The sequence below is a fragment of the Hydrogenophaga sp. genome, assembly GCF_051858985.1.
In the GTDB taxonomy this organism is placed as follows: Bacteria; Pseudomonadota; Gammaproteobacteria; order Burkholderiales; family Burkholderiaceae_C; genus Hydrogenophaga.
Genome location: NZ_JBHYGM010000002.1, coordinates 684,973 through 710,453, shown reverse-complemented (window position 1 = coordinate 710,453; position 25,481 = coordinate 684,973). Strand labels below are relative to the sequence as shown.

General features: G+C 62.2%; 18 protein-coding genes. 7 read left to right on the top strand and 11 right to left on the bottom strand.

Annotated features, from left to right (window positions below):
* Positions 1 to 257 precede the first annotated feature (257 nt).
* Positions 258 to 1,178 (top strand): FkbM family methyltransferase, encoded by a 921-nt coding sequence (locus ACTIEY_RS09790; RefSeq protein WP_439518914.1) that lies wholly within the window; start codon positions 258 to 260, stop codon positions 1,176 to 1,178.
* A 16-nt stretch (positions 1,179 to 1,194) separates the two neighbouring features.
* On the opposite strand, the gene ACTIEY_RS09785 is transcribed toward ACTIEY_RS09790, so the two are convergent.
* The 8 genes from ACTIEY_RS09785 to ACTIEY_RS09750 all read right to left on the bottom strand — a co-directional run bounded on the left by ACTIEY_RS09785 (position 1,195) and on the right by ACTIEY_RS09750 (position 10,620).
* Entirely contained in the window at positions 1,195 to 2,202 is a 1,008-nt protein-coding gene (locus ACTIEY_RS09785) for a glycosyltransferase (RefSeq protein WP_439518913.1), read from the bottom strand.
* 67 nt (positions 2,203 to 2,269) lie between these two features.
* Positions 2,270 to 3,673: an oligosaccharide flippase family protein gene (locus ACTIEY_RS09780; protein WP_439518912.1), complete on the bottom strand. Its 1,404-nt coding sequence runs from the start codon at positions 3,671 to 3,673 to the stop codon at positions 2,270 to 2,272.
* A gap of 80 nt (positions 3,674 to 3,753) precedes the next feature.
* Positions 3,754 to 4,866 carry a glycosyltransferase family 2 protein gene (locus tag ACTIEY_RS09775; RefSeq protein ID WP_439518911.1) on the bottom strand — a complete coding sequence of 371 codons (1,113 nt, stop codon included), beginning with the start codon at positions 4,864 to 4,866 and terminating at the stop codon, positions 3,754 to 3,756.
* Entirely contained in the window at positions 4,866 to 6,389 is a 1,524-nt protein-coding gene (locus tag ACTIEY_RS09770) for an O-antigen ligase family protein (RefSeq protein ID WP_439518910.1), read from the bottom strand. The genes ACTIEY_RS09775 and ACTIEY_RS09770 overlap by 1 nt, the downstream gene beginning before the upstream one ends.
* Before the next feature lie 126 nt (positions 6,390 to 6,515).
* Complete coding sequence (locus ACTIEY_RS09765) at positions 6,516 to 7,358, bottom strand: CpsD/CapB family tyrosine-protein kinase (RefSeq protein ID WP_439518909.1); 843 nt, start codon at positions 7,356 to 7,358, stop codon at positions 6,516 to 6,518.
* A 40-nt stretch (positions 7,359 to 7,398) separates the two neighbouring features.
* On the bottom strand, positions 7,399 to 8,940 hold the full coding sequence (locus ACTIEY_RS09760) for a GumC family protein (protein ID WP_439518908.1): 1,542 nt from the start codon (positions 8,938 to 8,940) through the stop codon (positions 7,399 to 7,401).
* A 13-nt stretch (positions 8,941 to 8,953) separates the two neighbouring features.
* Entirely contained in the window at positions 8,954 to 10,057 is a 1,104-nt protein-coding gene (locus tag ACTIEY_RS09755; protein ID WP_439518907.1) for a hypothetical protein, read from the bottom strand.
* Between the two features lie 2 nt (positions 10,058 to 10,059).
* Entirely contained in the window at positions 10,060 to 10,620 is a 561-nt protein-coding gene (locus ACTIEY_RS09750; protein WP_439518906.1) for a polysaccharide biosynthesis/export family protein, read from the bottom strand.
* Between the two features lie 497 nt (positions 10,621 to 11,117).
* On the opposite strand from ACTIEY_RS09750, the gene ACTIEY_RS09745 reads away from it, so the two are divergent.
* The 3 genes from ACTIEY_RS09745 to ACTIEY_RS09735 are packed head-to-tail and all read left to right on the top strand — an operon-like array spanning position 11,118 to position 13,522.
* Positions 11,118 to 12,092: a glycosyltransferase gene (locus tag ACTIEY_RS09745; protein ID WP_439518905.1), complete on the top strand. Its 975-nt coding sequence runs from the start codon at positions 11,118 to 11,120 to the stop codon at positions 12,090 to 12,092.
* Between the two features lie 18 nt (positions 12,093 to 12,110).
* Entirely contained in the window at positions 12,111 to 12,680 is a 570-nt protein-coding gene (locus tag ACTIEY_RS09740; protein WP_439518904.1) for a hypothetical protein, read from the top strand.
* The gene (locus ACTIEY_RS09735; protein ID WP_439518903.1) at positions 12,677 to 13,522 is read left to right on the top strand and encodes a glycosyltransferase; all 846 of its coding nucleotides are present in this window, start codon (positions 12,677 to 12,679) and stop codon (positions 13,520 to 13,522) included. Before ACTIEY_RS09740 ends, ACTIEY_RS09735 begins: the two co-directional genes overlap by 4 nt.
* Before the next feature lie 13 nt (positions 13,523 to 13,535).
* On the opposite strand, the gene ACTIEY_RS09730 is transcribed toward ACTIEY_RS09735, so the two are convergent.
* Genes ACTIEY_RS09730 through ACTIEY_RS09720 form a run of 3 tightly spaced genes read right to left on the bottom strand, consistent with a single transcriptional unit; the run spans position 13,536 to position 16,832 of the window.
* Positions 13,536 to 14,741, bottom strand: a complete 1,206-nt coding sequence (locus ACTIEY_RS09730; protein ID WP_439518902.1) for a glycosyltransferase — start codon at positions 14,739 to 14,741, stop codon at positions 13,536 to 13,538.
* 53 nt (positions 14,742 to 14,794) lie between these two features.
* A complete protein-coding gene (locus tag ACTIEY_RS09725; RefSeq protein ID WP_439518901.1) occupies positions 14,795 to 16,087 on the bottom strand; it encodes a glycosyltransferase family 4 protein in 1,293 nt (430 codons plus the stop codon).
* A gap of 4 nt (positions 16,088 to 16,091) precedes the next feature.
* On the bottom strand, positions 16,092 to 16,832 hold the full coding sequence (locus ACTIEY_RS09720) for a WecB/TagA/CpsF family glycosyltransferase (protein ID WP_439518900.1): 741 nt from the start codon (positions 16,830 to 16,832) through the stop codon (positions 16,092 to 16,094).
* 215 nt (positions 16,833 to 17,047) lie between these two features.
* Here ACTIEY_RS09720 and ACTIEY_RS09715 point away from each other — a divergent pair, with 215 nt between their 5' ends.
* The 3 genes from ACTIEY_RS09715 to ACTIEY_RS09705 all read left to right on the top strand — a co-directional run bounded on the left by ACTIEY_RS09715 (position 17,048) and on the right by ACTIEY_RS09705 (position 25,466).
* Complete coding sequence (locus ACTIEY_RS09715) at positions 17,048 to 17,947, top strand: ExeA family protein (protein WP_439518899.1); 900 nt, start codon at positions 17,048 to 17,050, stop codon at positions 17,945 to 17,947.
* Between the two features lie 95 nt (positions 17,948 to 18,042).
* Positions 18,043 to 24,486, top strand: coding sequence for a type I polyketide synthase (locus ACTIEY_RS09710; RefSeq protein WP_439519436.1), 6,444 nt, complete (start codon positions 18,043 to 18,045; stop codon positions 24,484 to 24,486).
* Entirely contained in the window at positions 24,483 to 25,466 is a 984-nt protein-coding gene (locus ACTIEY_RS09705; RefSeq protein ID WP_439518898.1) for a glycosyltransferase family 2 protein, read from the top strand. The genes ACTIEY_RS09710 and ACTIEY_RS09705 overlap by 4 nt, the downstream gene beginning before the upstream one ends.
* The last annotated feature ends 15 nt before the right edge of the window (positions 25,467 to 25,481 follow it).

The following is a 25,481-nucleotide window of genomic DNA, read 5'->3' as shown; positions in this document are numbered from 1 at the left end:
CCCGTTCAAAGCCCTGCAAATTTCTGATTTGCAGGGCTTTTTGCTTGTCACAGTCCAATCCCGTTCGTCGACACCACGTCCAGCTGTTTACAGGGTGCGTGTTGCCTTGGAGGATGGCTGCAACCAGCGTGCTGCGGTTGAGAGACAACAGCGGACGGAAGTATGTGACTCTGGCGTGTCACGGCTTTGCAGGGATTCGACGGCTGGCTATAGGCTTTTCGCGAAGCCGCTGGTAGAACTCTCGCATACAACCAAGGATGACTATGCCATTCGTAAACGCGCGGCTGCTCAATTCCTACGCAAGATTTTCGCGCCGGCTTGCGCGAATTTTGCCAACTTACGGGGCGATTCGTCTGGCGCGATCTTTGCCTTCGTTGCCCCAACATATCGGGGTGGTCACCGCGCCTAGAGGCGATTTTGTAAGTCTGTGCACAGATCGTGAAGACATCATTTCCAAGTGCTTGTACTGGTTTGGGCGTTTTGATCCCTGGGTAGCCTCCGTAGCTTGTCGAGCGGTTGGACCTGGCTGCCAGGCGTTGGATATTGGAGCAAACCTGGGGGCGGTGACGTTACCGCTGGCGCAGGCTGTCGGGCCGCGCGGTCGGGTTTGGTCATTCGAGCCCGATGAAACCAACTTCGCAAGGTTGTCTGCCAACGTCGCTGCCAATTCCTTGCGGAATGTTCAAGCTGCACGCTGCGCAGTGTCCAGCGCGAGCTTTGTCCGGATTGTTTCCCAGGATGGCGATCCAGGCCATATCTCGACCGCGCCGTCATCGGAGCACGCGCCCGGGGTTGTGCAGGCACGCACGCTGGATTCAATCTGCGATCAGATCAAGTCGGACACAGGATCGTTCGTTGCCCTGTGCAAAATCGATGTTGAAGGTTCCGAACTCGACGTGCTGCGGTCAGGGGAGGCGGCACTTGCAAGCAAGCGTTTGGAGGTGATTCTGTTCGAGAGTCACGAAGGCGTTAAGCCAGGTCATCCTGTGACTGATATCTTGCTTGGTTTCAATTATGAGATTTTCCGAATTCACAAGCTTGCGTACGGTGTTCGACTCGTACCAATTGGCTCGACGAGCAAAGTGGGAATTGCCACTCAAGATTACGTCGCGTACGTGCCGTCGTCTCCCGCTGCGGGCCGCCTCCATTCGCTCCTCTCACGGGAAGCGTTGAGTTAGGGTCGAGCCTACCTGCTCAATAGACGCGCAAGGCTGCCAGGGAATCCGCAAGAAGATTCTTGAACCCAAACCCTCCGGCCGATTTGCCGCGATACGCGCCCCTTAGCAACAACGCTGATACGGCCACAAATGCTTTTGTGAGTCCGATACCCGCGTGAATTGACGAACGTCGTCTCAAGGATTTCACCAAGTCATTCATATAGGTGGTGTATTGAACGTCCACCTGGGCCAAGGGCGCCCGTCCCGATGCTTTGGACTCGGCGACAGCGACAAGCAGCGTCGTGATCCTGCGGAGGTATTGGTCAATATCCTTCCTCTTCGCACTGGCTCGCTCCTGCAGTGTGGGTCGACTCATGTTCTTGCCCGCGGGGGACGTGGCTTGGGCATGCCGTCGAAAAAGCACCAGGGGTTCATCCAGGAACACGATGGGCCCGAGCATTCCCGACACGGTCGGAATCAGCTCATCGAAATTCTGGCAAAGGGTTTCCTGTGTTGCCGTGCTGTGTTCATAGAGTTGCGCCATCACTGCAAAAACGGTCTTCTTGAACACCATTTGATGACCAAATCCATGTATTTGATGGGGGGCAGCGGGAAAGGCAATCGTGTGTGTGCCATGAACCTCCGGCAATATGCGACCCAAGGGAACGAGATCTGAGTCAACGACGACGCTTTTGTGGATCACCAATGCCGCGTCATTGCTCCGGAGCGCATGGAGACACCGTTCAAGCTTGTGGGCGTCCCACACGTCGTCTTGATCACAGTATGCAATGTAGTCGCTTTCACAGGCCTGGAACGCCTTATAAAAATTGACGATCACGCCCTGCCGGACTTGTGAACGAAGAATCGTCACCTTAAATGGCACAGCGGTCGCAAAGTGTTCAATCTTTTCGACCGTGCTGTCGGTAGAGTTATCGTCTGAGACAACCACCTCATCCGGCAGCCTGGTCTGCTGGGCCAAGCTTGCCAACAAGGCTTCGATATATTTTTCACCATTGAACGTTGCGATAGCGATTGAAATCGTCATTTCGAACTTTCCTATTGATGCTCAAAAAATCAATTCGCAGGTGTCGATGACCCGATCTGCAGCAATATCATCTCTGCTTGACGAGAGGAAGCGCATAGCGGAAAAAAAGCGGCGCAAACATGGCACTGATCACGCATGCAAGCACCGCCAGCCGCCAGAACGGCTTCAGTTCAGAGACATATGGCGCCTGCTCAACCAACCAGAAACCAGCAAGGGAAATCAGCATGAAGACAGCGAACATGCCGACTTCCACACGAGCGTTGCGCAGACCAAGGCTGCGTCCCAACCACTGGCCGACGAACCACCGCACCACTTCACTCACCGATACGAAGATCGCGGCATAAATGATGTCGAGCTGTAGGAATGACACAGGCACAAGAAGAATGGCAAACGAAGCCACCTTCGTGCCACTGGTGATCGCCGTCCATTTGGGGCGTCCAGACGCAACAAAGGCAGCCCCGTACATGTTCTCCAGACAGTTGAACCACGCCCCCACAGCAAGAATCGGCAGGAGCACCCCGCCGGTGGCATAGCGGTGGTCATAGGCCAATTCAAAGAAAGACCCGGCTCCCGCAATCAGCATGGCACACAGATAGCTTGAAATCACCATCATCGCCGTGCGCGTTCGGCCGAATGCCACGGGCAGCGACATGCCTTGTTCCAGCATGCGCGAATACCAGGGAAAAAGAACGCTCCATTGGATCTGCCCCACGAGGGTCGGAACAATTACCGCCAAGCTTGCCGCGATGGAATAGACGCCAAACTCCGCAAGGGCATACATACCTCCCAGCACGAGACGATCGGACTGCAGCGCCAAGAAGGTGAACAATGTGCCAACGGTGATCCACTTTCCGAATGAGAATATGGTGCGGATGGCATCCTTGTTCCAGCAGAAGCGTGACTTTTCGCCTTTCAGCATCCAGTAACCCAGAACGGTGAAAAGCAGGTTCGAGACCACCGCACCGATGGCCAACGCGTAGGCCGATTTCAAGTACCAGGCGAGCAGCAGGGTCAGCGCCATGTTCACCGGGCCGACCAAGAGTTCGATCTTGGCGATGTCCTTGATCCTCAGGTGACGGGCCGCTGTCATGTGTTTGGCCGATTGGAAGCCACTGACAATGGAGGCAAGCGCAACGATCGGAATCAGGTAGAGCAGTTCGTAGGCTTTGGGATCATTCGCGCCGTACATTCGAGACAGCGGCCAAGCCATCAACACGGCGACGATGAACAAAGCAAATCCGCGGATCACCTGGAGAGTCCAAGCGGTGTTCAGGAACTCAGGATCATCGCCGCGCTCATTCTGTATGACATTGGTGTTCAAGCCGATGTTCGTGAACATGGCCAACCCCGTCATGACGGCGGTGACAATGGCCATGAGTGCGAACACTTCTTCAAACAGGATGGCCGCCAGAATGATGTTTGTGGCTAGACGCAAGATCTGCCCAAGTCCAAACATGGTGACCATCCACATGGTGCCTGACCGGGCCCGCACACCCATACTTTCTGGAACGGGGGCAGGAAGTGAGGCGTCGTCAGAAATCGTTGACATGCTCACGGACCCTGCCTTTTGACGTTCACCCTTGGCTGGGTGAACTGACGCTGATACGAGTGGAACAATCGGTCGAATTCCTCGTCGGGACAACTGAAGATGGACTTTGACGCAGCAAGAGCAGCGTAGATGCCGCGCGCCTGAGGAAGACTCCAGTCCCTATTGCGCAAATCCTTCAACGCTTCGATCACCAGACGGCGAAGCAACAACTGCCGGTTGAGAACCAGGGAACGTCGGCGATCGCTGCTGTGGATGCGGTGCAGCAAGAGTGGGTTGATCGCGCCCAGGGCGGTTTTAGGGAATGAGGCCATGCGGCCAGTGCCTGCCTCAAGGTGGCAAATCTGCGCATCATGACGCGCCAATATCGGGCCCGTTCGCGTCATGCGGTAGGTGAAATCCGAGTCCTCGCCGGGACAATACCGTTCCAGCCTGCCCTCAAACTTCTCTCGCAATGCCGCGCTGCGGCGGCATGTAAGGCAATAGCCAGCGGCCAGATTGCGCAACGACAAAGGCAGGTCGGAAAGCTCGACCGGTATCACGTGCTGTGGGAAGTCGGCGTCGTAGGGTACGAAACGATCATCGGCCTTCAGCCATCTTCGAACGGCACCTACGAAGGGATGGTATTGAGCGACTGCCCCCTGCGTGGGCAACCCTGCCAGCTCTGCGGCATCTGAACCATCGAAAGCGGCGTCCGGCGGTGTCTTGACGTGAGACGGAATCACCGCTTGAACGACGCCTGCCGAATCCCGTTCGTAAACTTCCATGAGCTTTTCCGCGCAATCCGGGTACAGGAGCGTGTCGTCGTCGATAAGGAACAAAACGTCGGCACTTGCAAGCTCGATGCCTTGGTTGCGCTGCGCTGCCGACGACGCGCGTGTGCCCTGAACATACTCAAGGCGCATCTCAAAACCCATTTCACTGCGATACCGCTCGAAATCGGAGGTCAACAATGCGCGACCTTCTTCCCAGTTCGGACTGGCATCTACAACGATCAGTTCGCTGGGAAGTCGACTCTGCGCAACGACCGTTGCCAGAGCACGACGCAGCACCGCATGGCGCTGATAGGTCGCAATGCACCACGCCCAGGTCAACGTTTGAGACTTACTGGTGTTCATCAGTTTCCTCCTGCAATACCGGCCGTAGGACTGGTTTTTCTGTCCCGCTGCATCGAATTCACCAGAAACCCATAGGACGTGCATAGCCCCACCAATGTCGAGATGAGGATCGGCACGACGGAAATGGCGCTAAGGGTGAAAAGTACCAGCATGAGGCATATCACGATGCTGATCAGTGCCCGACCCAGTTGGCTCAGGTTCGATGAGAACGTACGACTGATCTTTTCGTAACGCCGCACCCACCAAAGAGCTCGCCAAAACATCCCTACAAAAAAGAACAACCCAATCGCTCCGTAGTGAAGCAGGACGGAGAGAAACATGTTCACCAGATCGATGATGCCTTCCCCCTGTCTCATGACCTCGAGTTCGGGTGCCTGGATCACATTCACATCCCCAAGCCAAAAGTTCCTTTCAATGACGGGCATGGCAGCCGAAAACCAGTTGGCCCGGTACTCAATGCTTCCCTGCTCTGCATCGCCAATGATGGGAATCAAATCGATGATCACTTTCCCCGCAGGGAAAAAGCTGAGAACAATCAGCATCAGGAACAATGCTCCAGAGACTTTCGTCAGTTGCCCCATCGCCTTCGGGCCCTGAAGCACAAACAGAAAGAACAGGAGGATGCCTGCGATCCACGGGGCACGAGATAAGGAGGCCAACAGGCCAATCGCAAGGATCGCCCAAAGCATCGCCACGCGCATCTTGCTGGCTACATAGCTCTTCAAATACAGGAGGGCCCCCATTCCAATCAATACCACCAAACCCAGCACGATGGAGTCAAGCAGGGCTGCTCCCGGCCGCAAGAACGGGCCTCGCGTCTTGTAGTGTTGATGAACAAAGAGACCCATCTCTGAGATGGATGCCTGATAGAGCTTCCAACTGCGTAAGACCTCAAAAAGCGCAATGACGGACACCAGCAAAGCGCCGAGAAGAAATCCTGCAAACACGCTTCGTGCGTCATCCTCGCTGCGCAGGCTTCGGCTCGCCACGTAGTACGGCAGGAACCCATCAACGTACTGAAGAAAAACCATTCGAATGGCGTTTGTGGGGCTGGTTTCCAGCATGCTCAACATGCATGTCCAGATGAGGTATCCCGCAATCATCCAGTCCACTGGTGACCTGCCAAAGCGTGGCGTGGCCCGATCCTTCATCAACCGAAGTGCTGCCGGCAAAAGCAGCAGCAGAGCCAGCAGCCGGTAGTGATCCAGCATGAACAGATGATCGACGATGCCCATACCAGGTATGGCCACCTGCACCGCGGGTGCGACGAAGATCATCAGGAAATAGAGACCCAGCGTGTGACTCTCTTTGCGCCGAATGGCGAATACAGCCAGGCCAATCAGCAATACGTAGATCGCAAACCCGCTTGCAAGAAACCAGGCCAGAGTGCCGAAGAGCCAGAGGTTTCTCCAACGGTTGAAAGTCAGAGTGGGGATCAACTGCGCAAAAGATGGCCGCGTGATGACGAACACCGCGCTGCTGAGCAGGAGTATCACGACAAGTGCGCGTAGTGATTCAGACATGGGGCAGCGAAGTTTCTAAGCGCTCTGAATGTGCGCGGCCGAAGTTCTCAAATGGACCTGCTGTCGCCTGCCATGACCACACAGGAACTGAACTCCGCAACAGACTCACGTCTGAGAACCGAGAGCTCAGTAATACTCGTTGTTGCTGGGCGCATCGTCCTTGTTCAGGACCACCCCCAGAAGATTGAACTTGGACAGCCGGCTCATGGCCTCGTCGATTTCCTTGCGCGTCGATGCACCGTTGCCCACCACCATCAGCACGCAATCGATGCGCGGCAGGATGGTGAGCACGTCATCGGCAGCCAGCACCGGCGGCAGATCCACCACCACCACCCGGTCTGCATAGTGTTCGCGGAGCTCGTCAATCAGTGCAGCCACCTTGGTGGAGCCCAGCACCTCTGCCGAACGCGGCAAGGGTTGCTGCGTTGGCAACACCACAAACCGCGGTATGCCGGGATTCACCATCGCTTGTTCGATGCGCGCATTGCCCGCCAGAACCTGATTGAGCGAGATCTCGCGCTTGAGACCCAGCATGCTGGCCACCTGCGGGCGACGCAGGTCGAAGTCCATCAACAACGACGTTCTGTTGGTCTGCTGTGCGATGCCGATGGCCAGGTTGATGGCCACCACGGTCTTGCCCGACGCCATGGTCGGAGAAGTGATGGCGAGCGTGCGCCAACCGTTCTCGTCCATCTTCTGCAGCACCTGGGTTCTCAACAGGTCGAACGCCCAGGACACCGGGTGCTGTTTCTGATGCGCCACGATGCGATGGTTCTCAAGATGCTCCAGATCCAGTTGGACCACCGGCGTCTGCCGGTAATGCACGTCGGTATCCATCTTCGATGGTGGCTCCGTCACCACGACTGGAGCCGGTTTTGCAGCCAGCCGAAGTTTGGCGGCAGGCGACAGCTCGTCGGGAGTGCCGCGTTGCGTCCTCGCCTTTTCAAGGGCTTCTTTGATGCGTTCCATGGGAGCGACGGTTCCTAAGTCTGGGCGTATGTGTAGAGATTCAGCGTGATCGGGAGCGTCCGGCCGTCAGCAAGGCGCTGAACACGGAACCTTTTCGCCATTTCTCAAGAGCGGCGAGTTCGGACCCGATGGGGATGTACGGAATGACCGCCAGGGGCCGCTGGTTCACCGCAGCAGTCAAGGCATTCACCCCCCAGACGCGCGCGAGCAACATTTCCAGCAGAAGTGCGATACCCACGGCCGCTGCGATTGCAGCAGCCAGGCCAGCAGCCAGCAGCTTCTTGCGGCTGGGTTTGATGGGGTGCTCCGGCAGCAAAGGCGGCTCCAGCAGCGTGAAACGTTCGGCCTGTTGACCGCCTTCGAGGTTTTCAACCACCTGGGCCGACATCAACTGGGTTCTCAATTCCTCGTATTTGGTGCGAGCAGCCTCGTAGTCACGTTGCATGCCGGCCAATTGGCGCTCCAACTGGGGCGCCCGGCTGGCCTGCGCGCGGATCTGTCCGATGGAACCTCTCAGGCTTGACTGCTGGCTGGACAACAGGTCTGCCCTGGAGCGTGCTGCTTCCAGCTGGGCCTCCAGCCGCGAGACGGCGAGCCCGGCCTGCTCCCTGGCCGCGTTCCTCGCAGGTGTCTGCGCGCGCGCCTCATTGGCAACTGCCGCCTCCAGGTTGGGGATGCGGCGCACCAGCGAACGGACGTCCGGGTGATCCTCCGAATAGATGGCTCGCAACCCGGCCAGCTGTGTGCGTGCGCGCTCGAGCTCCTGCTCGGCCTGGCTGGGTGGGGATGCGGCCACCACGCCAGATGCAGTCACGCCCCTTCTCGCGGCATTGAGCTCGACTTCAAGGGTGCGAAGTTCACTCACGGCCAGACGGTAGTCGCGCTCGGCATTGCGAAGGTCGGCCTCCAGGGCCGGAAGTCCACCCAGCGTCACCGCACTGCTGTCAGGCAGCGAACCACCGTGCTGCGATTTGAACGTGGCGATCTGGGCCTCCAGTGACTCCAGTTCCTTGCGAACCCGTTCAGCTTCCCCGCTCAGGAAGTCGGTGGTGCGGGAGGCCTGATCGACGCGATCCTGACGGTTGCTGGACAGGAAAAGATTGGCCAGCTCGCGCGTTACGGCCAGGGTTTTTTCCGGATCACCATACTGGAAAGACAGGTTGAACGAAACGGAAGCCGGACGGGGCGCCCAGGGATCGCCTGCTCCACCCATCAGATCGATGCGGATGCTCTGGCGCATGGCGTTCACGATGTCGGTGTCCGAGGGTGTACGCCCATCCTCGCCTGTGAACAACTGGTATTCGCCTGCAACCCTGACAAGGTTCTCCCGGGTCATCAGCCGCTGCCGGATGAGGTTGACACGATCTTCAGGACGAGGACGTGCCGCACCTTCCGTCGCAGCCACCTGAACTTGTGGACCCTCCACGAGGATGGTGGCGGTGGACTCGTAGACCCGGGGCAGGATGAAAACGAAAACCACGGCTGCTGTCAACACGGCGCCGAAAACGAGAATCATCACCAGCGCCCGCCGCCGAAGAATGGAGAGGTAGTCGTGAAGACTGAGCTGGTAATCGCCGAACATGGAAATATCGCCCTCAAAGGCCAGATGAATACGAATAAATCAGACCCGCTCGCACCGCCCATCCGCGACCCGAGAGTCCGCCGAATCCAGTGGATCTCCGTTCTTCAACTCCCAACGAAGACGCCCAGCGAGCGGCCAACTGGTTGTCGAGGGAAACGGCAATCAGGCTGCCGCGACCCGTGGCAACGTCACTGGATCGACTTTGCGAGTAGCGACCGTTCACCGTGGCTGTCTCGGTCATTCGATAGCCAACGCGAACGCCCAGCAACTCGTTCCTCACGTACCGGGAAACCGCTCCGATCGGTGCGACGTCCCGCGACCACTCCAGCCCGGAGGTCAGCCGGCTGCCGGCGTAGTTCAGCCGCGCGCCTCCCACGGTGCCGGTCTCTGTTTGCAGGCCGCGGACACGCGACTGCCCACCAAACGCGTCCAGCGACCATTCCGGGGACAGAGCCCGCGTGGTGCCCGCCAGCCAGCGCGTCTGATTCGAAGTCGGGCCACCACCGAGTGGCGTCAACCTGGAATGGGCCGGCTCGAAGTAATACGCCACCCTCTCGGATTGATCCCAGGTGAACCGACTGGACACCGACAGCTCTCGGTAGTCCTCCAGCAACGGGGTGTCGTAGTCGACCTCCCTATGGGTGGCACCCAGAGTCAGGCGAGTCCGCTCGGCCAATTCCTTGTTCCACCGCGCGCCGGTGAGGAACTCGCGCTCCCGCGCATCCACCGTGACGCGTCCGAAGTCCGCAAATTGTGTGTTTCGAGTGGCTGATTCGGACAGGTTGGCACGCAACTCAAGATCGGACGTCGGCCAAGCGTAACCCCAGGTGTAGCCCACGTTGGGGAAATCGCGGTTCGCCAGCAAAGTGGTGTCGCTCGAGCGCTCGATCACGGCACTGAGCGACAACCTTGACCGGGACCTCTCACCGCGTGTTTCAAAGGCGTAGCTGGGGGAGAAGCGCAGAACGGTCACCCCACCCGGGCTGACGTTGGTGAGCAGAGGGTTTTCGACCCGTTCGACCTCACTCGACATGCTGAAGGTGTGCTGAGCGAGCGCGGTGTTCGCGCTGGCACCCACCGCGGCGGCAATGAAAAGGACCGTCTTGACGCGCTTCATCTTCAGGGCACCAGGATCGTGTCACCGGGCTGGAGAACGACGTTCGTTTCCAGCGAACTGCCGCGAATCAGATCGTCGTAACGCACGGGCAGCACCGTCGTGCCGGCGCTGGTCTGGCGCAACACCTGGATGGCGTTGCCGTTGGCGAACCGGTCCAGACCCCGGGCCTGGCTGATCACCTGCAGCACCGTGGTCGAAGGCGACATCAGCGTGACAGGGCCTGGTTGGGTCACTTTGCCCAGCACATAGACCCGACTGCCTTCGGTGCCCGTCACGGCCACCGTCACGGCCGCTTCCGGAATGAACTTGCGGATCTTGACGGCGATGCGCTCTTCGGCCTGAGGCGTGGTCAAACCAGCCACCTCGACACGGCCAGCCAGCGGGAAGGTGATGCTGCCGTCCGGCAGAACGCGGACTTCCATGCGCAGGGCTTCTTCTTTCCAGACTGAAACGTTCAGAACATCGCCATGGCGCAACTGGTACGAGGCCGCGGTCTGGGACCAGGCTGTGGTGGCAAACAGGAGCAGAAATACAAACCGGAAAAACTGCACTGTAATTTTCATGCTAAAAGCTCCACGTGGATCTGGACAGAAGGCCGACCCCTGCCCTGCCGCTCCGCGAGTTCAGCAGGAACGCGACCGGGCGCAAAGGACGACAAAGGTTAAAAGAGACGCGACGCAAAGACGACACATCTTGTTTCTCTCCGTCCCATGGTAATGCATCGGAGAGGCTACAAAGTGTGACAGATCAACGTTCCAGGCATGTGTTTGAGGTGTCCGTTCACCGAGGGAGTTCTGGAGCCTGAAAGCGCGCCCCGAGGACCGACGCCCCGCGCCCGACTTTCTGGCTGTGTTGTGACAAAGTTGCCCACGCGGGGCCTTTGAATCGTCGTGAACCAGCGCGTCTGTTTACGATCAGACCCTGACTTTCCCGCAATCGCCCGCATGCACCGGCAGTACCGCTTGGTCCGACCGGTCGCCGCAGGGAAGATCAAACAGCGCGCGAGCCCAGGTGGGTGGCGCCGACCGCCAAGCTCCCTCCAGATCTCTTGAATAGACCCATGCCGCAGACGTCCAGAGCCACCATCGGCGCCGTGATCATCGGCCGCAACGAAGGGGAACGCCTGCGACTGTGCCTGGCGTCCGTGTTGCCCTTCACCCGCGCGGCCTGCTACGTCGACTCCGGCTCCACGGACGGTTCCGTCGAGATGGCGCGGTCCATGGGTGCCGAGGTGATCTCCCTTGACCTCGCCACGCCCTTCACGGCTGCTCGAGCTCGCAACGTGGGTTACCGGCATCTGCTGGACCTTCATCCCAAGTTGCGATTCGTCCAGTTCGTCGATGGAGACTGCGAGGTCGTTCCAGGCTGGATCGAGGCGGGCCGCAAATACCTGGAGGCCAATCCGAACTGTGCGGTGGTGTTTGGCCGGCGGCGTGAGCGTTTTCCCGCGAAATCCATCTACAACCGGATCTGCGATCTGGAATGGAACGTGCCTGTGGGCGACGCCCTCAGTTGCGGGGGTGACGCGCTGTTTCGCCTGGACGCCCTCGTCCCGGTCGGTGGCTACAGGGACAGCCTGATCGCAGGCGAAGAGCCCGAGCTTTGCCTGCGGCTTCGGCGCGTGGGCTGGCGTGTGCACCGGTTGGACCAGGAAATGACGCGTCACGATGCGGCCATCACGCAGTGGCGTCAATGGTGGCGCCGGGCCGTGCGGACGGGTCATGCTTTTGCCGAAGGCGCCTGGCTTCACGGCGCGTCGCCGGATCGGCACTGGGTGCACGAAGCGTCACGCTCCGTCCTGTGGGGCATGGCCATTCCCCTCACCATTGCACTGCTGGGCCTGCTGGTCAGTCCCTGGGCCTGGCTGCTGGCCCTGATCTATCCCCTGCAGTGGCTCAAGCTCACCGTTCGCGAGCGCTCTCCCCTTGTCGCCTTCCTCACATTGACCGGCAAGTTCGCCGAAGTCCAGGGTGTGCTCAAGTTCTGCGTGACCAAGTTGCTGGGCCGGACCGGCCGGATCATTGAATACAAGTAGCCAGCAAGGACAAGCCAGATGAACCAGGGATGGATCGGCGCGTGGTCACCGGGCATCGGCGATCCAAGCGTGGGAGGGTGGATCACGGTTGCACTCTACGCAGCGACTGCCTGGGCGTGCTTTCGGGTGTTGCAGCGCGAGCGGCGCAGGCAGGTCCTCCTCGGCAGCAACGAGCAATGGATCTGGCGCCTGCTCATGATGGCAATGGTGGCCTTGGGAATCAACAAGCAGCTTGACCTTCAATCTGCCCTGACCGAATTCGGGCGGGTCCTGGCGTCCGAGCAGGGTTGGTACGGAAACCGGCGCCAGTACCAGGAAGCGTTCATCGCGGGCGTGGTCGTCATGGGGTTGACGGCACTGGCGGCCATGACGGTGCTGGTCTGGCACGCGCCAGCGTCCACCCTCATCGCCTGTGCCGGCGCGGCGGGGCTGATCGTGTTCGTGGCCGTCAGGGCGGCTTCCTTTCACCACATCGACGCCATGCTGGGCTGGCAGTGGGGCGGCCTGCCGTTGAACTGGGTCCTTGAAATGGGTTCATTGGTGCTCATTGGCGGGGGGGCCCTTCGCAGGGCCCGAGTGCCATCGTGAGCGCCAGCGCCACCGGGCTCACCATCATTCTTCCGGCCAACAACGAAGAAGCGTACATCGGTGACTGTCTTCGGGCCCTGCTGGCGTCGGAGCCCACCCATGTCCCGGTGCAACTGCTGGTGGTGGCCAATGCCTGCACCGACGGAACCGTCACCGTGGCGCGATCGTTCGAGGCCGCCGCCACCGCATCGGGCTGGACGATGCAGGTGATCGACCTGCCCGAACCCGGCAAACTGAACGCGCTGAACGTGGGCGACGATCTGGCCCGCGGCGAACTGCGCCTCTACCTCGATGCGGATGTGATCGTGAGCCCGCCGCTGGTTCGCATGCTGGTCTCGGAGCTTGTTGCCACGCCATCACCCCGCTATGCCAGCGGCACACCACGCATTTCGCCCGCCCGTTCGGCGGTCACTCGGGCGTATGCCCGCTTCTGGCAGCAACTCCCGTTTGCGCGCAGCGAAGCCCCGGGCTTCGGTGTGTTTGCCATGAACGCGGCCGGGCGGGCTCGATGGGGCCGTTTCCCAGCCATCATTTCCGATGACACCTATGTGCGGCTGCTGTTTGCGCCTCATGAACGCAAGGGCGTGTCGGCCACCTATGAATGGCCCATGGTGGAGGGCTTCAGCCGGCTCGTGAAGGTGAGGCGTCGGCAGGACCAAGGCGTCAAGGAAATTGCGCAGAAATGGCCTGCACTGCTGCACAACGAAGGCAAGTCCGGGGTTTCAGGGGCTGACATGCTGGGCATGTTCCTCAAGGAGCCCGCAGGATTCCTGGTCTATGCGGTTGTAGCGCTTGCGGTGCGCTTGAAACGCCCGTCGTCCCACTGGACGCGGGGACGTTGACCCTGGCGCGGATTCAATCCGCCATGCGCCGATGTTCGGTGAACAATCGTGAGAACTTGCCAGCAAGCGTGAAGCTGTCAAAGTGCTGGATGGCCCTCGCTCGCGCCGCTTCGCCCAGTTGAACCCTGAGGGAAGGGCTTTCCGACAACAGGCGGATGCATTCGGCGATTGCTCCGACGTCTTTCTGTTCAACCAGAAAACCGTCCTGGCCATGGTCGATCATGTCGCGCGTCCCGCCAATCACCGAACACACCACAGGCAGGCCGCATGACATGGCTTCCATGACCGCAACCGGCGCGGCCTCTCCGAGACCAAAGCTGGTCAACAGCAAGGCATCGCTGGACTGGAGCAGCTCCAGAATCTCCGACTCGGACTTGGTACCGACAAGTCGTACGCAATCAGACAGTCCCAGCGCAAGAACTTCCTGCTCGATCTCCTCGCGGGCGGGCCCATCTCCCACGATGGTGTAGGTGGCGTTGAGGCCACTGTCCCTCCGACTTCTGAGCGCCTGCAAAGCGAATCGGTGTCCCTTGTTGGCATGCAATCGAGCCACGGTCAGCAGTTTCAGCGGCTCAGATGGAGCCTTCGGCGGAAGGTCGCGGGGCACAAAATGGCTCGAGTCCACGCCCATCGACAGGAGATGTACGAATGAGGCAGGTAACCCCAGCCCGTCCACCAACTGCTTTTTCAGCGGCACGGTCACACAGGTCACGAAGCTGGCATGGCGCGTCTTGCTGGCGTGATCCCGTCCATAGACTTCGAGATCCCCGTGCAGCGTGATGCTGTAGTTGCACCCGCCCAGCAATTTGGCCAAGGCCGCCACATGCGCCGCATTGGCGAACGAATGCACGTGAAGATGACCGGCGCTCAACCTGCGAGACAGACGCGCCAGTCGGGCAGCCGGAATGATCAACGGCGCAGCAGACAGCCGCTGAGCCCAGGTGCTGTCCCGCAGACCCATGATGTACCGGGCCGCCTTGACCAGCGCTCCTGGCCTCATCAGCAAATGGAGCATGTCGGGCACCCACTGGGGCGGGAACAGGTAAGTGGTCTGGGCGGCGGCCGCCTTCGCAAACTCATGCCTGCAAGCGTCTGGCGGCGGACGCCGCGTTGACACCATCGTGACCTCCAGGCCCTGGGCCCGAAGTCCCTGCACTTCGCGCCAGAAGAAAGCGTGCGTCTGAGACGGAAACTCAGGCACAAGGTAAAGAAGACGCACGTTGTCCCTCCAGGTCATGGCGGCCTTGGCGGCCCACCCTCAGATACAGGCCGCTACTGCGCAATGGGCGAATCCTTCAGCGGCATCACGTTGCAGAGACGGGCATACAGCGAAACCACCTGCCTGGCCTTCACAGGCCAGATGAACTCGTTCTGCACATGCAGGCGAGCCGTCTCCGAGCGGTTGTAAACCTCGGCGCGCGAAGTCGTCAGGCGAGCGAGCACCGCCCGAAAGCCTGAAACAATGTCGGCGCGCGTGCCAATTGGCACCTTGAATCCGGTGTCCGAGGTGACCAGTTCTCCTGGACCTGCATAGTCGACTACGACCGGTACGACACCCAGCGCCATGGCCTCCAGCACAACGCCCCCCCCGAACTCGCGAATACTCGGAAACGCCAGGATGTCGCACTGGCACAAGATGTCCTGTACCTTCTCGTTCGGCACCCAACCATGCAAGGTCACCGCAGACCCGAGTCCATGCTCGAGGACAGTGGCCCGCAACTCCTCCATCATGGGGCCGTCGCCCACGATGTCGATGGTCAGCGTTCCCTTTTGCAGCAGTTCGCGTGCCGCCTCCAGCAGCATGTCCGCACCTTTGTAAGGGACCAGCCGTCCCACAAAAGCCGCGCGCAATGGTCCATCAGAGCGGTGCTGGACGGTCTGCCAGAAGCGCGCGGGGTCGATCCCGTTCTCCGGCATGTAGATGTACTTGTCCCGGTACCTGGCCGGCAGGTCGCCGAGCGTGAAGCGCGAGCCCACCAACACCTTGGCCGCATGGCGGTAGGTCTGGCGGATTCCCGGCATGTACCGGTAAGCCGTACGCACATAAGAGAGCCACTCCTTCTCCCGGCGACGCTCGCGGTCGAACTCTGCGGGCCACGGCACGCCCCCATTGAGCGGCCCCAGCACAAAGGGCACGCCTGCCCTGGCACAGCGCCGGGCCAGCGAACTGGGCGCCGTGGGTGTCAGCGGCGTGATGCGGTGTACGACGTCGAACTCCCCCGCGCGAATCCGGTCCCCGAACTGCTTCCAGACCAACCGCTCGAAATACGGGTACATCACGCTGGCAAGCGCTGTTTCGGTGGTCCAGCCAATGCCTTGGCCGCCGCGCACCAGGTTCACCAGTTTCCAGAGTCGCCTGCCCACGGCCTCCGAATCGATGGCCGTGAAGTCCACGCCCTCCTTCAATCCGGCCCTCACGAAAGCGTCCCGGTTGCGGATCTGGGTCACGATGTGGGCATCGGTCTCCTTCGCAATGGCGGTGGACAGCGACCATCCGATCAGCGGGACACTGAACCATTCAGGATTCGCCGCCTCGGCAATCAGGAGTGCGCGTGGTCTCTTCATCGGCTTACTTGCTTGCCACCAGGCAGTCCTTGAGCAGGAACCAGATGCCGCGCGGGTAGTTGATGAGGTAACGCCGCCAGAGCCGGCCCGGCTCGTGGCCGAGGCGGTACAGCCATTCCAGCCCGCCCTTCTGCATCCAGCCCGGGGCGCGGCTGCCCTGTGGACCCAGGATTTCAAAAGTGCCACCGATGCCGGTCAATACCAGGTGCGGCAGGCGCCGGCGCAGCTCAAGCGCCAGTTGATCCTGCTTGGGCACACCCAGTGCAATGAAGACGACCTGCGCCTGGCTCCGATTCAGCTCGTCGCAGAACATCTGCAACTGCCCTTCGGAGAGATCGACCTTGCCGTCAAACACAAAGGTGCAGGCTTCGCGAGCTTTCGCGCCGTATTGATCGATGGTGACCAGGGGACTCTGGCCGCCAATGACGGCAAACCGAGGTACGACGCTGGAGCGCAGCAACGCATCGACCAGGTCAACCCCCGTGGTGCGACCGTCAATGGGTGCGCCCTTGCGCTTGAAACCGGACGCCCAGACCAGCGGCATGCCGTCCGCGGTGATGATGTCCGCCTTCTTGATCAGGTTCCAGTAGCCAGGGTCCCGCACACCGCGGGCCAGCATTTCGGTATTGAGCGTCAGCAGCCACGCGCCTTGACCGCGGCTGGCGCGGTCCGTGACTTCCTGCACATGGCTGCCGAGATCGCCGCGGGAGACTGGCAGTCCACATATTTCACATACATCGGTCATAAGTCCATTCGATTCGATCTGACGCTGCCACACGCGACCATTCCTGCGGCATCGTAGTCGATAATGTCCCGACTGAATCGGCGAACCAATGGGCTTGATCGCCCGATGTTGCGACTTCTCGCACGTCGACAGGAACTCTGTCGTTGCTCGTCATCCCAACATGTGGGCCGGGACCGCTCCCCGCCGAATCGGCGGCATTCACCACCACACAGAACATGTACGAATCCTTCTATGGCTTGAAAGAGAAACCCTTCTCCATCCAGCCCGATCCCGACTTCCTCTACATGGGCAAGCGCCACTCGCTGGCGTACACCATGCTGCAGTACGCCCTCCACAACCGGGCGGGCTTCACGGTGATCTGTGGCGACATCGGCTGCGGCAAGACCACGCTGATTCGCCGGTTGCTCAATGAACTCGGCGGCGATGTGAAGGTGGGTCTGGTCACCAACACCCACCCCGACCTCGCCGATCTCACCGAATGGATCATGTTGGCGTTTGGTCAGCCCTACGATGCTCAGTCGCCAGTGGCGCGCTACGACGCCTTCCAGCGCTTCCTCATCAGCGAATACAGCCAGAACCGCAGGGTGGTGCTCATCGTGGATGAAGCCCAGAACGTCAATCCCGCGGCCATGGAATCGCTGCGCATGCTCTCCAACATCAATGCCGACAAGGACCAGCTCCTGCAGGTGGTGCTGGTCGGACAACCGCAGTTGCGCACACTCCTCCAGCGCCCGGAACTGCAGCAGTTTGCCCAGCGCGTGGCAGCGGATTTCTACATTTCACCGTTGAACTCGGTCGAGGTCGGCGACTACATCGATCACCGCTTGAAGGTGGCGGGACGGGAGCGGCAGCTCTTCACCCCGCTGGCGACGTCCAAGATCGCCAAGGCGGCGCATGGCATCCCGCGCAGCATCAACATCCTCTGCGACACCGCGCTGGTTTATGGTTTTGCGGCTGAAGCGCGGCTGATTGATGTGCACCTGGTGGATGAGGTGTTGAACGACCGCAGCCAATACGGCGTGCTCGGCGACGTCAATTTCAAGAACAGCCAGTCCGGCAATAGTCAATTTGGGGACAGTTCGTTTTCCACGCCCTCGGATTCACCGAAAGCGTGACTGAGCACACACTGTTGTTACAAACTGTCGAGTGATAATTACTTACCCATGGGGGGTATTTATCGGGCGAACGTACCTGCGAGAACAGTGTGACTATGCGATCAGACGCATCGAACGACATCGCCATCGTGGGTATGGCAGCCCACCTGCCGGGTGCATCCAACGCAGCAGCCTACTGGTCCAATCTGCGCCAGGGCATTGAGTCCATTCGCCGACTCACCGACACCGAACTCCTCGCCGCCGGAGAAACACCCGAACGCATGCGGCACCGGAACTACGTGCCAGCAGCGGCCGTGCTGGACGGGTTCGAACAGTTCGACGCGGATTTCTTCGGCTTCAGCCCGAAGGAAGCGGCCATCATGGACCCGCAGCACCGCCAGTTTCTGGAAGTGGCGTGGGAGGCGCTCGAAAGCGCGGGCCATCCGCCCGAGAACTTTCCCGGTGCCATCGCCGTGTATGCCGGTTGCGGCATGGGCAGCTATTTCTATTTCAACATCTGCTCCAACCCTGACCTGGTGGCGAACACCGGCATGTTCCTGTTGCGCCACACCGGCAACGACAAGGATTTCCTCTCCACCCGGGTCAGCCACATCTTTGACCTCAAGGGTCCCAGCGTCAACATCCAGACGGCCTGTTCGACGTCGCTGGTGGCGGTGCACTACGCCAGCCAGGCGCTGCTGAGCGGCGAATGCGACATGGCGCTGGCGGGTGGCGTCACCATCGAACTGCCGCACGCGCGCGGCTACATCTTCCAGGAGGGCGAAATCCTCTCGCCCGATGGCCATTGCCACGCCTTCGACCACCGCGCCCAGGGCACGGTGTTCGGCTCCGGCGCGGGCGTGGTGGTGTTGCGCCGACTGGACGACGCGCTGCGCGATGGCGATCACATCTGGGCCGTCATCAAGGGCACGGCCGTCAACAACGACGGTGCGGCAAAGGCTGGCTACCTGGCGCCCAGCGTGGACGGCCAGGCCAAGGCCATTGCCGAGGCGCAGGCGGTGGCGGGCGTTCAGGCCGACACCATCGACTACGTGGAGTGCCATGGCACCGGCACCTACCTGGGTGATCCCATTGAAGTGGCCGCGCTGACGCAGGCGTTCCGCGAAACCACGCAGGACACCGGTTTCTGCCGCATCGGTTCGGTGAAAACCAACATTGGCCACACCGATACCGCGGCGGGCGTGGCCAGCCTGATCAAGGTGGCGCTGGCGCTCAAGCACCAGGAGATTCCGCCCAGCCTGGGTTACGAGCAGCCCAACCCTTCGATCGATTTCGACACCAGCCCGTTCCGGGTGAACCACACGCTGAGTGCCTGGGTGTCCCACAAAGGACCACGGCGGGCGGGCGTCAATTCGCTGGGGGTGGGCGGCACCAATGCCCACGCCGTGCTCGAGGAAGCGCCTGCCGCAGGGCACTCCGAACCGTCTGACTGGCCGTTCCAGTTGCTCGTGGTGTCGGGCCGCTCGCGGGCTGCGGTGGATGCCAACGCCAAAGCGCTGGCGGCTCACCTGCGGGCCCACCCGGAGCAGCCTCTGGTCGATGTGGCCTTCACGCTCAAGGAGGGCCGCCGCGCCTTCGAGCACCGGCGCGTCCTGGTGGCTGCGACACACGAGGAGGCTGCCACCCTGCTGGAGGGCACCGACACGCGCCGGGTTTTCTCCCACAGCCACCTGGGCGAAGACCCCGAGGTGGTGTTCATGTTCCCGGGCGGTGGCGCCCAGTATGCAGGCATGGCGCGCGAGCTCTACGCCACCGAACCGATCTTCCAGGACTGGATGGACCGCGGGCTCGAGATCCTGCAGCGCCAGTTGGATTACGACATTCGCGCCCTCTGGCTGCCCGACGCCGAGCGCCAGGCCGAGGCGGTGGAGAAGCTCAAGCGGCCTTCCGTGCAGTTGCCGCTGATCATGATCGTGGAGTACGCGCTGGCGCAGCTGTGGATGTCGTGGGGCGTCAAGCCCGCGGCGCTGGTGGGCCACAGCATGGGCGAAAACACGGCCGCCTGCGTGGCCGGTGTGATGAGCTTCGAGGACTGCATTGGCCTGGTGCTGCTGCGCGGTCAGTTGTTCGATACGGTGCCTGTGGGCGGGATGCTCAGCGTGCCGCTGCCCGCCGCCGAGGTGCGTGGCCTTCTGGGCAGCGAACTCGACATGGCGAGCGTGAACGCGCCTGAACTCTGTGTGGTCTCGGGACCGCAGCACGCGCTCGACGCGCTCGAAGCCGATCTGCGCGCTCGCGAGATCGAGCCCCAGCGCGTTCCGATCGACATCGCCGCGCACTCGCGCATGCTCGAACCCATCCTGGGTCGCTTCGAGGCCTATCTGCGCAGCATCCCGCTGCAGGCGCCCCGGTTGCCCATTCACTCCAACAAGGACGGGAAGCCCCTGAGCGCTGCCCAGGCCACCGACCCCATGTACTGGGTCGCCCACCTTCGCAACACCGTGCAGTTTGCCGAGTGCATGGCCGCGTTGATGAAGGAAACCGGCCGCGTGTTCCTTGAAGTCGGCCCCGGCAAGGCGCTGGGTTCGCTGGCCCAGGCCAACGGCGTGACTTCGGGTCAGGTGATCAATTCGCTTCGCCACGCCGAGCACGCCATTGCCGACGACGTGTGGTTCCTCGGGACACTGGGGCGACTCTGGGCCACCGGCGTCAAGGTCGACTGGGAGCCCATCTGGGGCGAGGCGCGCCGCCGCCGCGTCCCCCTGCCGACCTACGCTTTCCAGCGCAAGCCGTATTTCATCGAGCCGGGCCAGGCCCGCCAGAGCACGCCCGAGCCGGCGCAACTGGTTCGCACCGACGATGTGGCCCAGTGGGGCTACCAGCCGCGCTGGCGGCCGCGTCAGGCAGACGTCGACTTCGACGTGACCGAGGACCTCGCCAGCACGCCCCCGCAGAGCTGGCTGGTGTTCATGGACGAGAGCGGCCTGGCCGATGCGCTGGTCCAGCGCCTGCGCGGCGCAGGTCACCGCGTCACGCTGGTGCGCGCGGGCGACGTGTTTGCCCGCGTGAGCGAAAACGAGTACCTGCTGGCACCCGAGCGGGGCCGCGAAGGCTACGACGATCTGGTGCGCGAACTCATGGCCACCGGCCAGCCGCCCCAGCACATCGTGCACGCCTGGCTGGTGACGCGGGAAGAGCGCTTCCGCCCCGGCAGCAGTTTCTTCCACCGCAACATCGAACAAGGCTTCTTCAGCCTGCTCTTCCTGGCACAGGCCATTGCCGAGGAGAACCTGCCCAAGCCACTGCACCTTACCGTGCTGAGCACCGGCGCGTCGCGGGTGCGCGGCGAGGCCCTGCCCTACCCCGAAAAGGCCACCCTCATGGGCCCGGCCCGCGTGGCCCCGCGCGAGTTGCCCGGCCTCACGTGCAGCGTGCTGGACCTGACTTTGCCGGCCCAGGACAAAGGCTGGCGAGCCCGGCCGCAGCCCCAGGCGCTGAACGCCCTGACCGAGCGCGTGCTCGAAGAGTTGTTTGCGAAGACCGGCAACCGCGTGGCGGCCTTGCGCGGCGACAAGCGATTCGAACTGGGCTTCGCGCCCCTGGCCATGCCCGAAACCGGGCAGTTGCCCGACTTGCCCGAGCGCGCGGTGTGTTTCATCACCGGCGGTCTGGGCGGCATTGGCCTGACCGTGGCGGAGCGCCTGGCCCGCGAGAACAGCGCGCGGCTGGTGCTGCTGGCCCGACAAGCCCTGCCCTCCCCCGACACCTGGGACGCTGTGTTGCGCAGCACCGGCACGCCCACGGCCCAGGCACAGCGCATCCAGGCGGTGCGCAGACTTGAGGCGTTGGGCGCCGAGGTGATGGTGGTGGCCGCCGACGTGTGCAACGTGCAGGACATGCAGGCCGCCGTCGAGCAGGCCCGCCACCGGTTTGGGCGCATCCACCTGGTCGTGCACGCCGCGGGCGTGGTGGACGACGGCCCCCTGATGACCAAGACCTCCGGCGCGGTCGAGGAAGTGTTTGCACCCAAAGTGCATGGTGTGCAGATCCTGCACGAACTCTTTCCCGATGGCAGCGTCGACCTGATGGTGCTGTTCTCCTCGACCAGCACGGTCACCGCGCCCGCCGGACAGGTGGACTACGTGGCCGCCAACGAATACCTCAATGCCTACGCGCACAGCCGCGCCGGGGGCCACACCCGCGTGCTGGCCATCGACTGGGGGATCTGGAACGAAGTGGGTATGGCCGCCAAGGCGCTGGCCACCCGCCTGGGCGGGAATGCTCCCGCGCCCCGGCATCCCGCCGACCGGCCCCTGCTGGACGAAACCACCTTCGACGCCGCAGGTCATCGCCTCTTTACCGCCCAGTGGCGCACCCGCGACCAGTGGATCCTGGACGGCCACCGCACGTCTTCGGGCCAGGCGCTGCTGCCCGGCACCGGCTACCTCGAGCTGGCCGCCCAGGCCCTGCGCGGCAACGGCGAGAACGGCCCATTCGCCATTCATGATCTGTACTTCTTCCGCCCGCTGCAAGTTTCGGACGACATCGCCCGCGCGGTGCGGGTGACGCTGGCGCGCAGCGACGCAGGCTATGCGCTGGAAGTTCGCAGCGACGTGGTGTTCGAGGGCCGCCAGGGCTTCCAGCTCAACGCGCAGGCCACGCTGGTGCCCGGTGCGCTGCCAGAGGCACCCGATGTCGACATCCAGGCCGTGATGGCGCGCTGCCCGCTGCATCACGCGGCGGATCCCGCCGGCCTGCGCTCGCCGCAGGAGCAACACCTGAATTTCGGGCCGCGCTGGCGCGTGCTGCAATCGGTGGCCTATGGCGAGAGCGAAGGCATTGCCCGCCTTGAACTTCCCACGGAGTTTCACAGGGACCTCGACGAGGGCTACCTGATGCATCCCGCCCTGCTGGATCTGGCCACCGGCTGGGCCATGCAACTCATCGCCGGCTACGCACCCGACCACCTCTGGGTGCCGGTGTCCTACCGCGAGGTGCGCGTGCACCGCCCCTTGCCCGCCACGGTCTGGAGCTGGGTGCGCAACGCCAGGGACAACCGCGCCGACGCGCCTTTTGCGGAGTTCGACGTCAGCCTGTGCAATGCCCAGGGCGAGGTGTGCGTGGAGGTGCTGGGCTTCTCCATCAAGCGCCTGGAAGAAGGCGGGTTCGCCGCCTCCACCAGCCGACTGGATGCGCGGGAACTGGTGTTCGACGACGCCGTCAGCGCTGAGGCGCACAACAAGCTTTCCCCGGCCGAAGAGCAACTGCAATACAACATCTCTCAAGGCATCCTGCCTCCCGAAGGCGCAGATGCCTTTGGCCGCGCGCTGGCCACCGGCCTGCCCCAGGTGGTGGTGTCGTCGATGAACCTGGACGCCCTGGTTCGACAGGCCGGCCAGACCGTGGCCGCGGATGCGGGCTCGGGCCAGAAATTCCAGCGTCCCGACCTGGACAGCGCCTACGTGGAACCGCGCAACGACGTCGAACGCACACTGGTGGGTTTCTGGGAGGAACTCCTGGGCGTGAACCAGGTGGGCGTGGAAGACAGCTTCTTCGACCTCGGCGGTCACTCGCTGATTGCGGTGCGCCTGTTTGCCATGGTGAAGAAGGCCTACCGCGTGGAGTTTCCGATTTCGGTGCTGTTCGAGGCGCCCACCATCGCACTGTGTGCCGCCATGATCCGGGAACGCATCGGCGACAGCGGCTCTTCGGATCCCGCGTCGTCCAGCGCCGGCAGCGCAGCACCCCCACCCAAGCGCCGTTTCATCCACCTCGTGCCCATGCACGATGGCGAGGGCGGTGAACGCACGCCGTTCTTCCTGGTGGCCGGCATGTTCGGCAACGTACTGAACCTGCGGCACCTGGCGCGCCTGCTCGGAACCGACCGTCCCTTCTATGGCCTGCAGGCCCGCGGCCTCTACGGCGATCAGGCACCGCACGAAACCTTCGAGGAGGCCGCGGCCGACTACATCGCGGAAATGCGACAGGTCCAGCCGCATGGCCCGTACCTGCTGGGCGGGTTTTCGGGCGGTGGCATCACGGCCTATGAAATTGCGCGGCAACTGGAGGCCGCGGGCGAAAAAGTCGACCTGCTCGTGCTGCTGGACACGCCGCTGCCGATGCGACCTCTGCTGAACAGTGCCGACCGGGCCATCATGAAGATGACCGAACTTCGGCGCGGCGGTCTGGGTTTTGTCGTCGAGTGGGCAAGCCGGCGGGCGCGCTGGGAGCTCAACCGGTGGCGCAACCGCCATGCACCGCCCATGGCACCGCAGACTCACCAGTTGAACAACGAAGCCATCCAGGCTGCCTTCCTCGGCGCGTTGCCGCGCTACCGCTTGCAGGCCTGGCATGGTCCCGCCGTCCTGTTCAGGCCGCCGCTTGATCGGCACTGGAAGGTCGCCGGGGGCCGCTGGGTCAGCTCTGGTCGCGAGTACGTATTTGCCGACAACGACTGGACGCGTTACATCCCTGCCCTGCAAGTGCTCGAAGTGCCCGGCAATCACGATTCCATGGTGCTCGAACCCAATGTGCGCGTGATGGCCAGCCTCATGAAGGAATGCATCGAAGCGGCCCAGAAATCAGGAAAGACTGTGTGAACCCCTCCCGAGAATCCCAAGTGCTTACCGTGGTGCTCAACTACCGCACGCCCGACCTGACATTGCGCGCCGTGGAAGCGGCGTTGCGCGAAATGGAAGGCATCGCCGGTGCCATCACGGTGGTCGACAACGATTCGCGCGACGGTTCGTTCGAGAAACTGCAGCAGGGCGTGAAGGAACGCGGCTGGGACCGCGTGCGCGTGCTGCAGTCGGGGCGCAACGGCGGCTACGGCGCAGGCAACAACCACGGCATCCGCCAGGGCCTGCCCGACGGGTCTGCGCCCGACTACGTCTACATCCTCAATTCCGATGCCTTTCCCGAACCGGGCTGCATCCGGGTGCTGCTCGAGCACATGGAGCGTCACCCGAGGGTCGGTTTCGCGGGCAGCCGTATCCACGGTGAAGATGGTGTCTACCACCGCTCGGCCTTCCGCTTTCCCACCCCGTTCAGCGAGTTCGAAAGCGCCGCCGCCACAGGCCCCATCTCATTCCTGCTCAAGCGCTACATCGTGCACATGCCCGAGCCCATGGACGCGCTCGAGGTGGACTGGATGGCGGGCGCCAGCCTGATGGTCCGCCAGCAGGTGCTGGACGAAACCGGCGGCTTCGATGAGCGCTTCTTCCTGTATTTCGAGGAGACGGACCTGTGCCTGCGCGCGAAAAGGGCCGGCTGGACGGCGATCTATCTCCCGCAGAGCCGGGTCATGCACATCGGCTCGGTCTCCACCGGCATGCGGACCTGGAAGCGCATGCCGGGTTACTGGTTCGACTCGCGCCTGTGGTACTTCATCAAGAACCACGGCGTGGTCTATGCCGCCGTGGCCACGCTGGCCTATGTCGCTGGATCGCTGGTCCTGCTGACCCGGCAGCTCTTTGGCAAGAAGCGGGACGGAGCGCCCGAACGTTTCCTGAGCGACCTCGTGTCCCACGCACTGCGCAGCCTGTGGCAGCGCCGGCTGGTGGGCGGGCGCCCGAGCTGAACCTGTCCCCCTATT

Bases quoted from the DNA above. Each gene is read 5' to 3' on its own strand.
- ACTIEY_RS09740 (WP_439518904.1), top strand. From the start codon at position 12,111: ATGAACCAGGGATGGATCGGCGCGTGGTCACCGGGCATCGGCGATCCA.
- ACTIEY_RS09715 (WP_439518899.1), top strand. From the start codon at position 17,048: ATGTACGAATCCTTCTATGGCTTGAAAGAGAAACCCTTCTCCATCCAG.
- ACTIEY_RS09785 (WP_439518913.1), bottom strand. From the start codon at position 2,202: ATGACGATTTCAATCGCTATCGCAACGTTCAATGGTGAAAAATATATC.
- ACTIEY_RS09720 (WP_439518900.1), bottom strand. From the start codon at position 16,832: ATGACCGATGTATGTGAAATATGTGGACTGCCAGTCTCCCGCGGCGAT.
- ACTIEY_RS09780 (WP_439518912.1), bottom strand. From the start codon at position 3,673: ATGTGGATGGTCACCATGTTTGGACTTGGGCAGATCTTGCGTCTAGCC.
- ACTIEY_RS09760 (WP_439518908.1), bottom strand. From the start codon at position 8,940: ATGTTCGGCGATTACCAGCTCAGTCTTCACGACTACCTCTCCATTCTT.
- ACTIEY_RS09745 (WP_439518905.1), top strand. From the start codon at position 11,118: ATGCCGCAGACGTCCAGAGCCACCATCGGCGCCGTGATCATCGGCCGC.
- ACTIEY_RS09725 (WP_439518901.1), bottom strand. From the start codon at position 16,087: ATGAAGAGACCACGCGCACTCCTGATTGCCGAGGCGGCGAATCCTGAA.
- ACTIEY_RS09775 (WP_439518911.1), bottom strand. From the start codon at position 4,866: ATGAACACCAGTAAGTCTCAAACGTTGACCTGGGCGTGGTGCATTGCG.
- ACTIEY_RS09755 (WP_439518907.1), bottom strand. From the start codon at position 10,057: ATGAAGCGCGTCAAGACGGTCCTTTTCATTGCCGCCGCGGTGGGTGCC.
- ACTIEY_RS09765 (WP_439518909.1), bottom strand. From the start codon at position 7,358: ATGGAACGCATCAAAGAAGCCCTTGAAAAGGCGAGGACGCAACGCGGC.
- ACTIEY_RS09750 (WP_439518906.1), bottom strand. From the start codon at position 10,620: ATGAAAATTACAGTGCAGTTTTTCCGGTTTGTATTTCTGCTCCTGTTT.
- ACTIEY_RS09770 (WP_439518910.1), bottom strand. From the start codon at position 6,389: ATGTCTGAATCACTACGCGCACTTGTCGTGATACTCCTGCTCAGCAGC.
- ACTIEY_RS09790 (WP_439518914.1), top strand. From the start codon at position 258: ATGACTATGCCATTCGTAAACGCGCGGCTGCTCAATTCCTACGCAAGA.
- ACTIEY_RS09710 (WP_439519436.1), top strand. From the start codon at position 18,043: ATGCGATCAGACGCATCGAACGACATCGCCATCGTGGGTATGGCAGCC.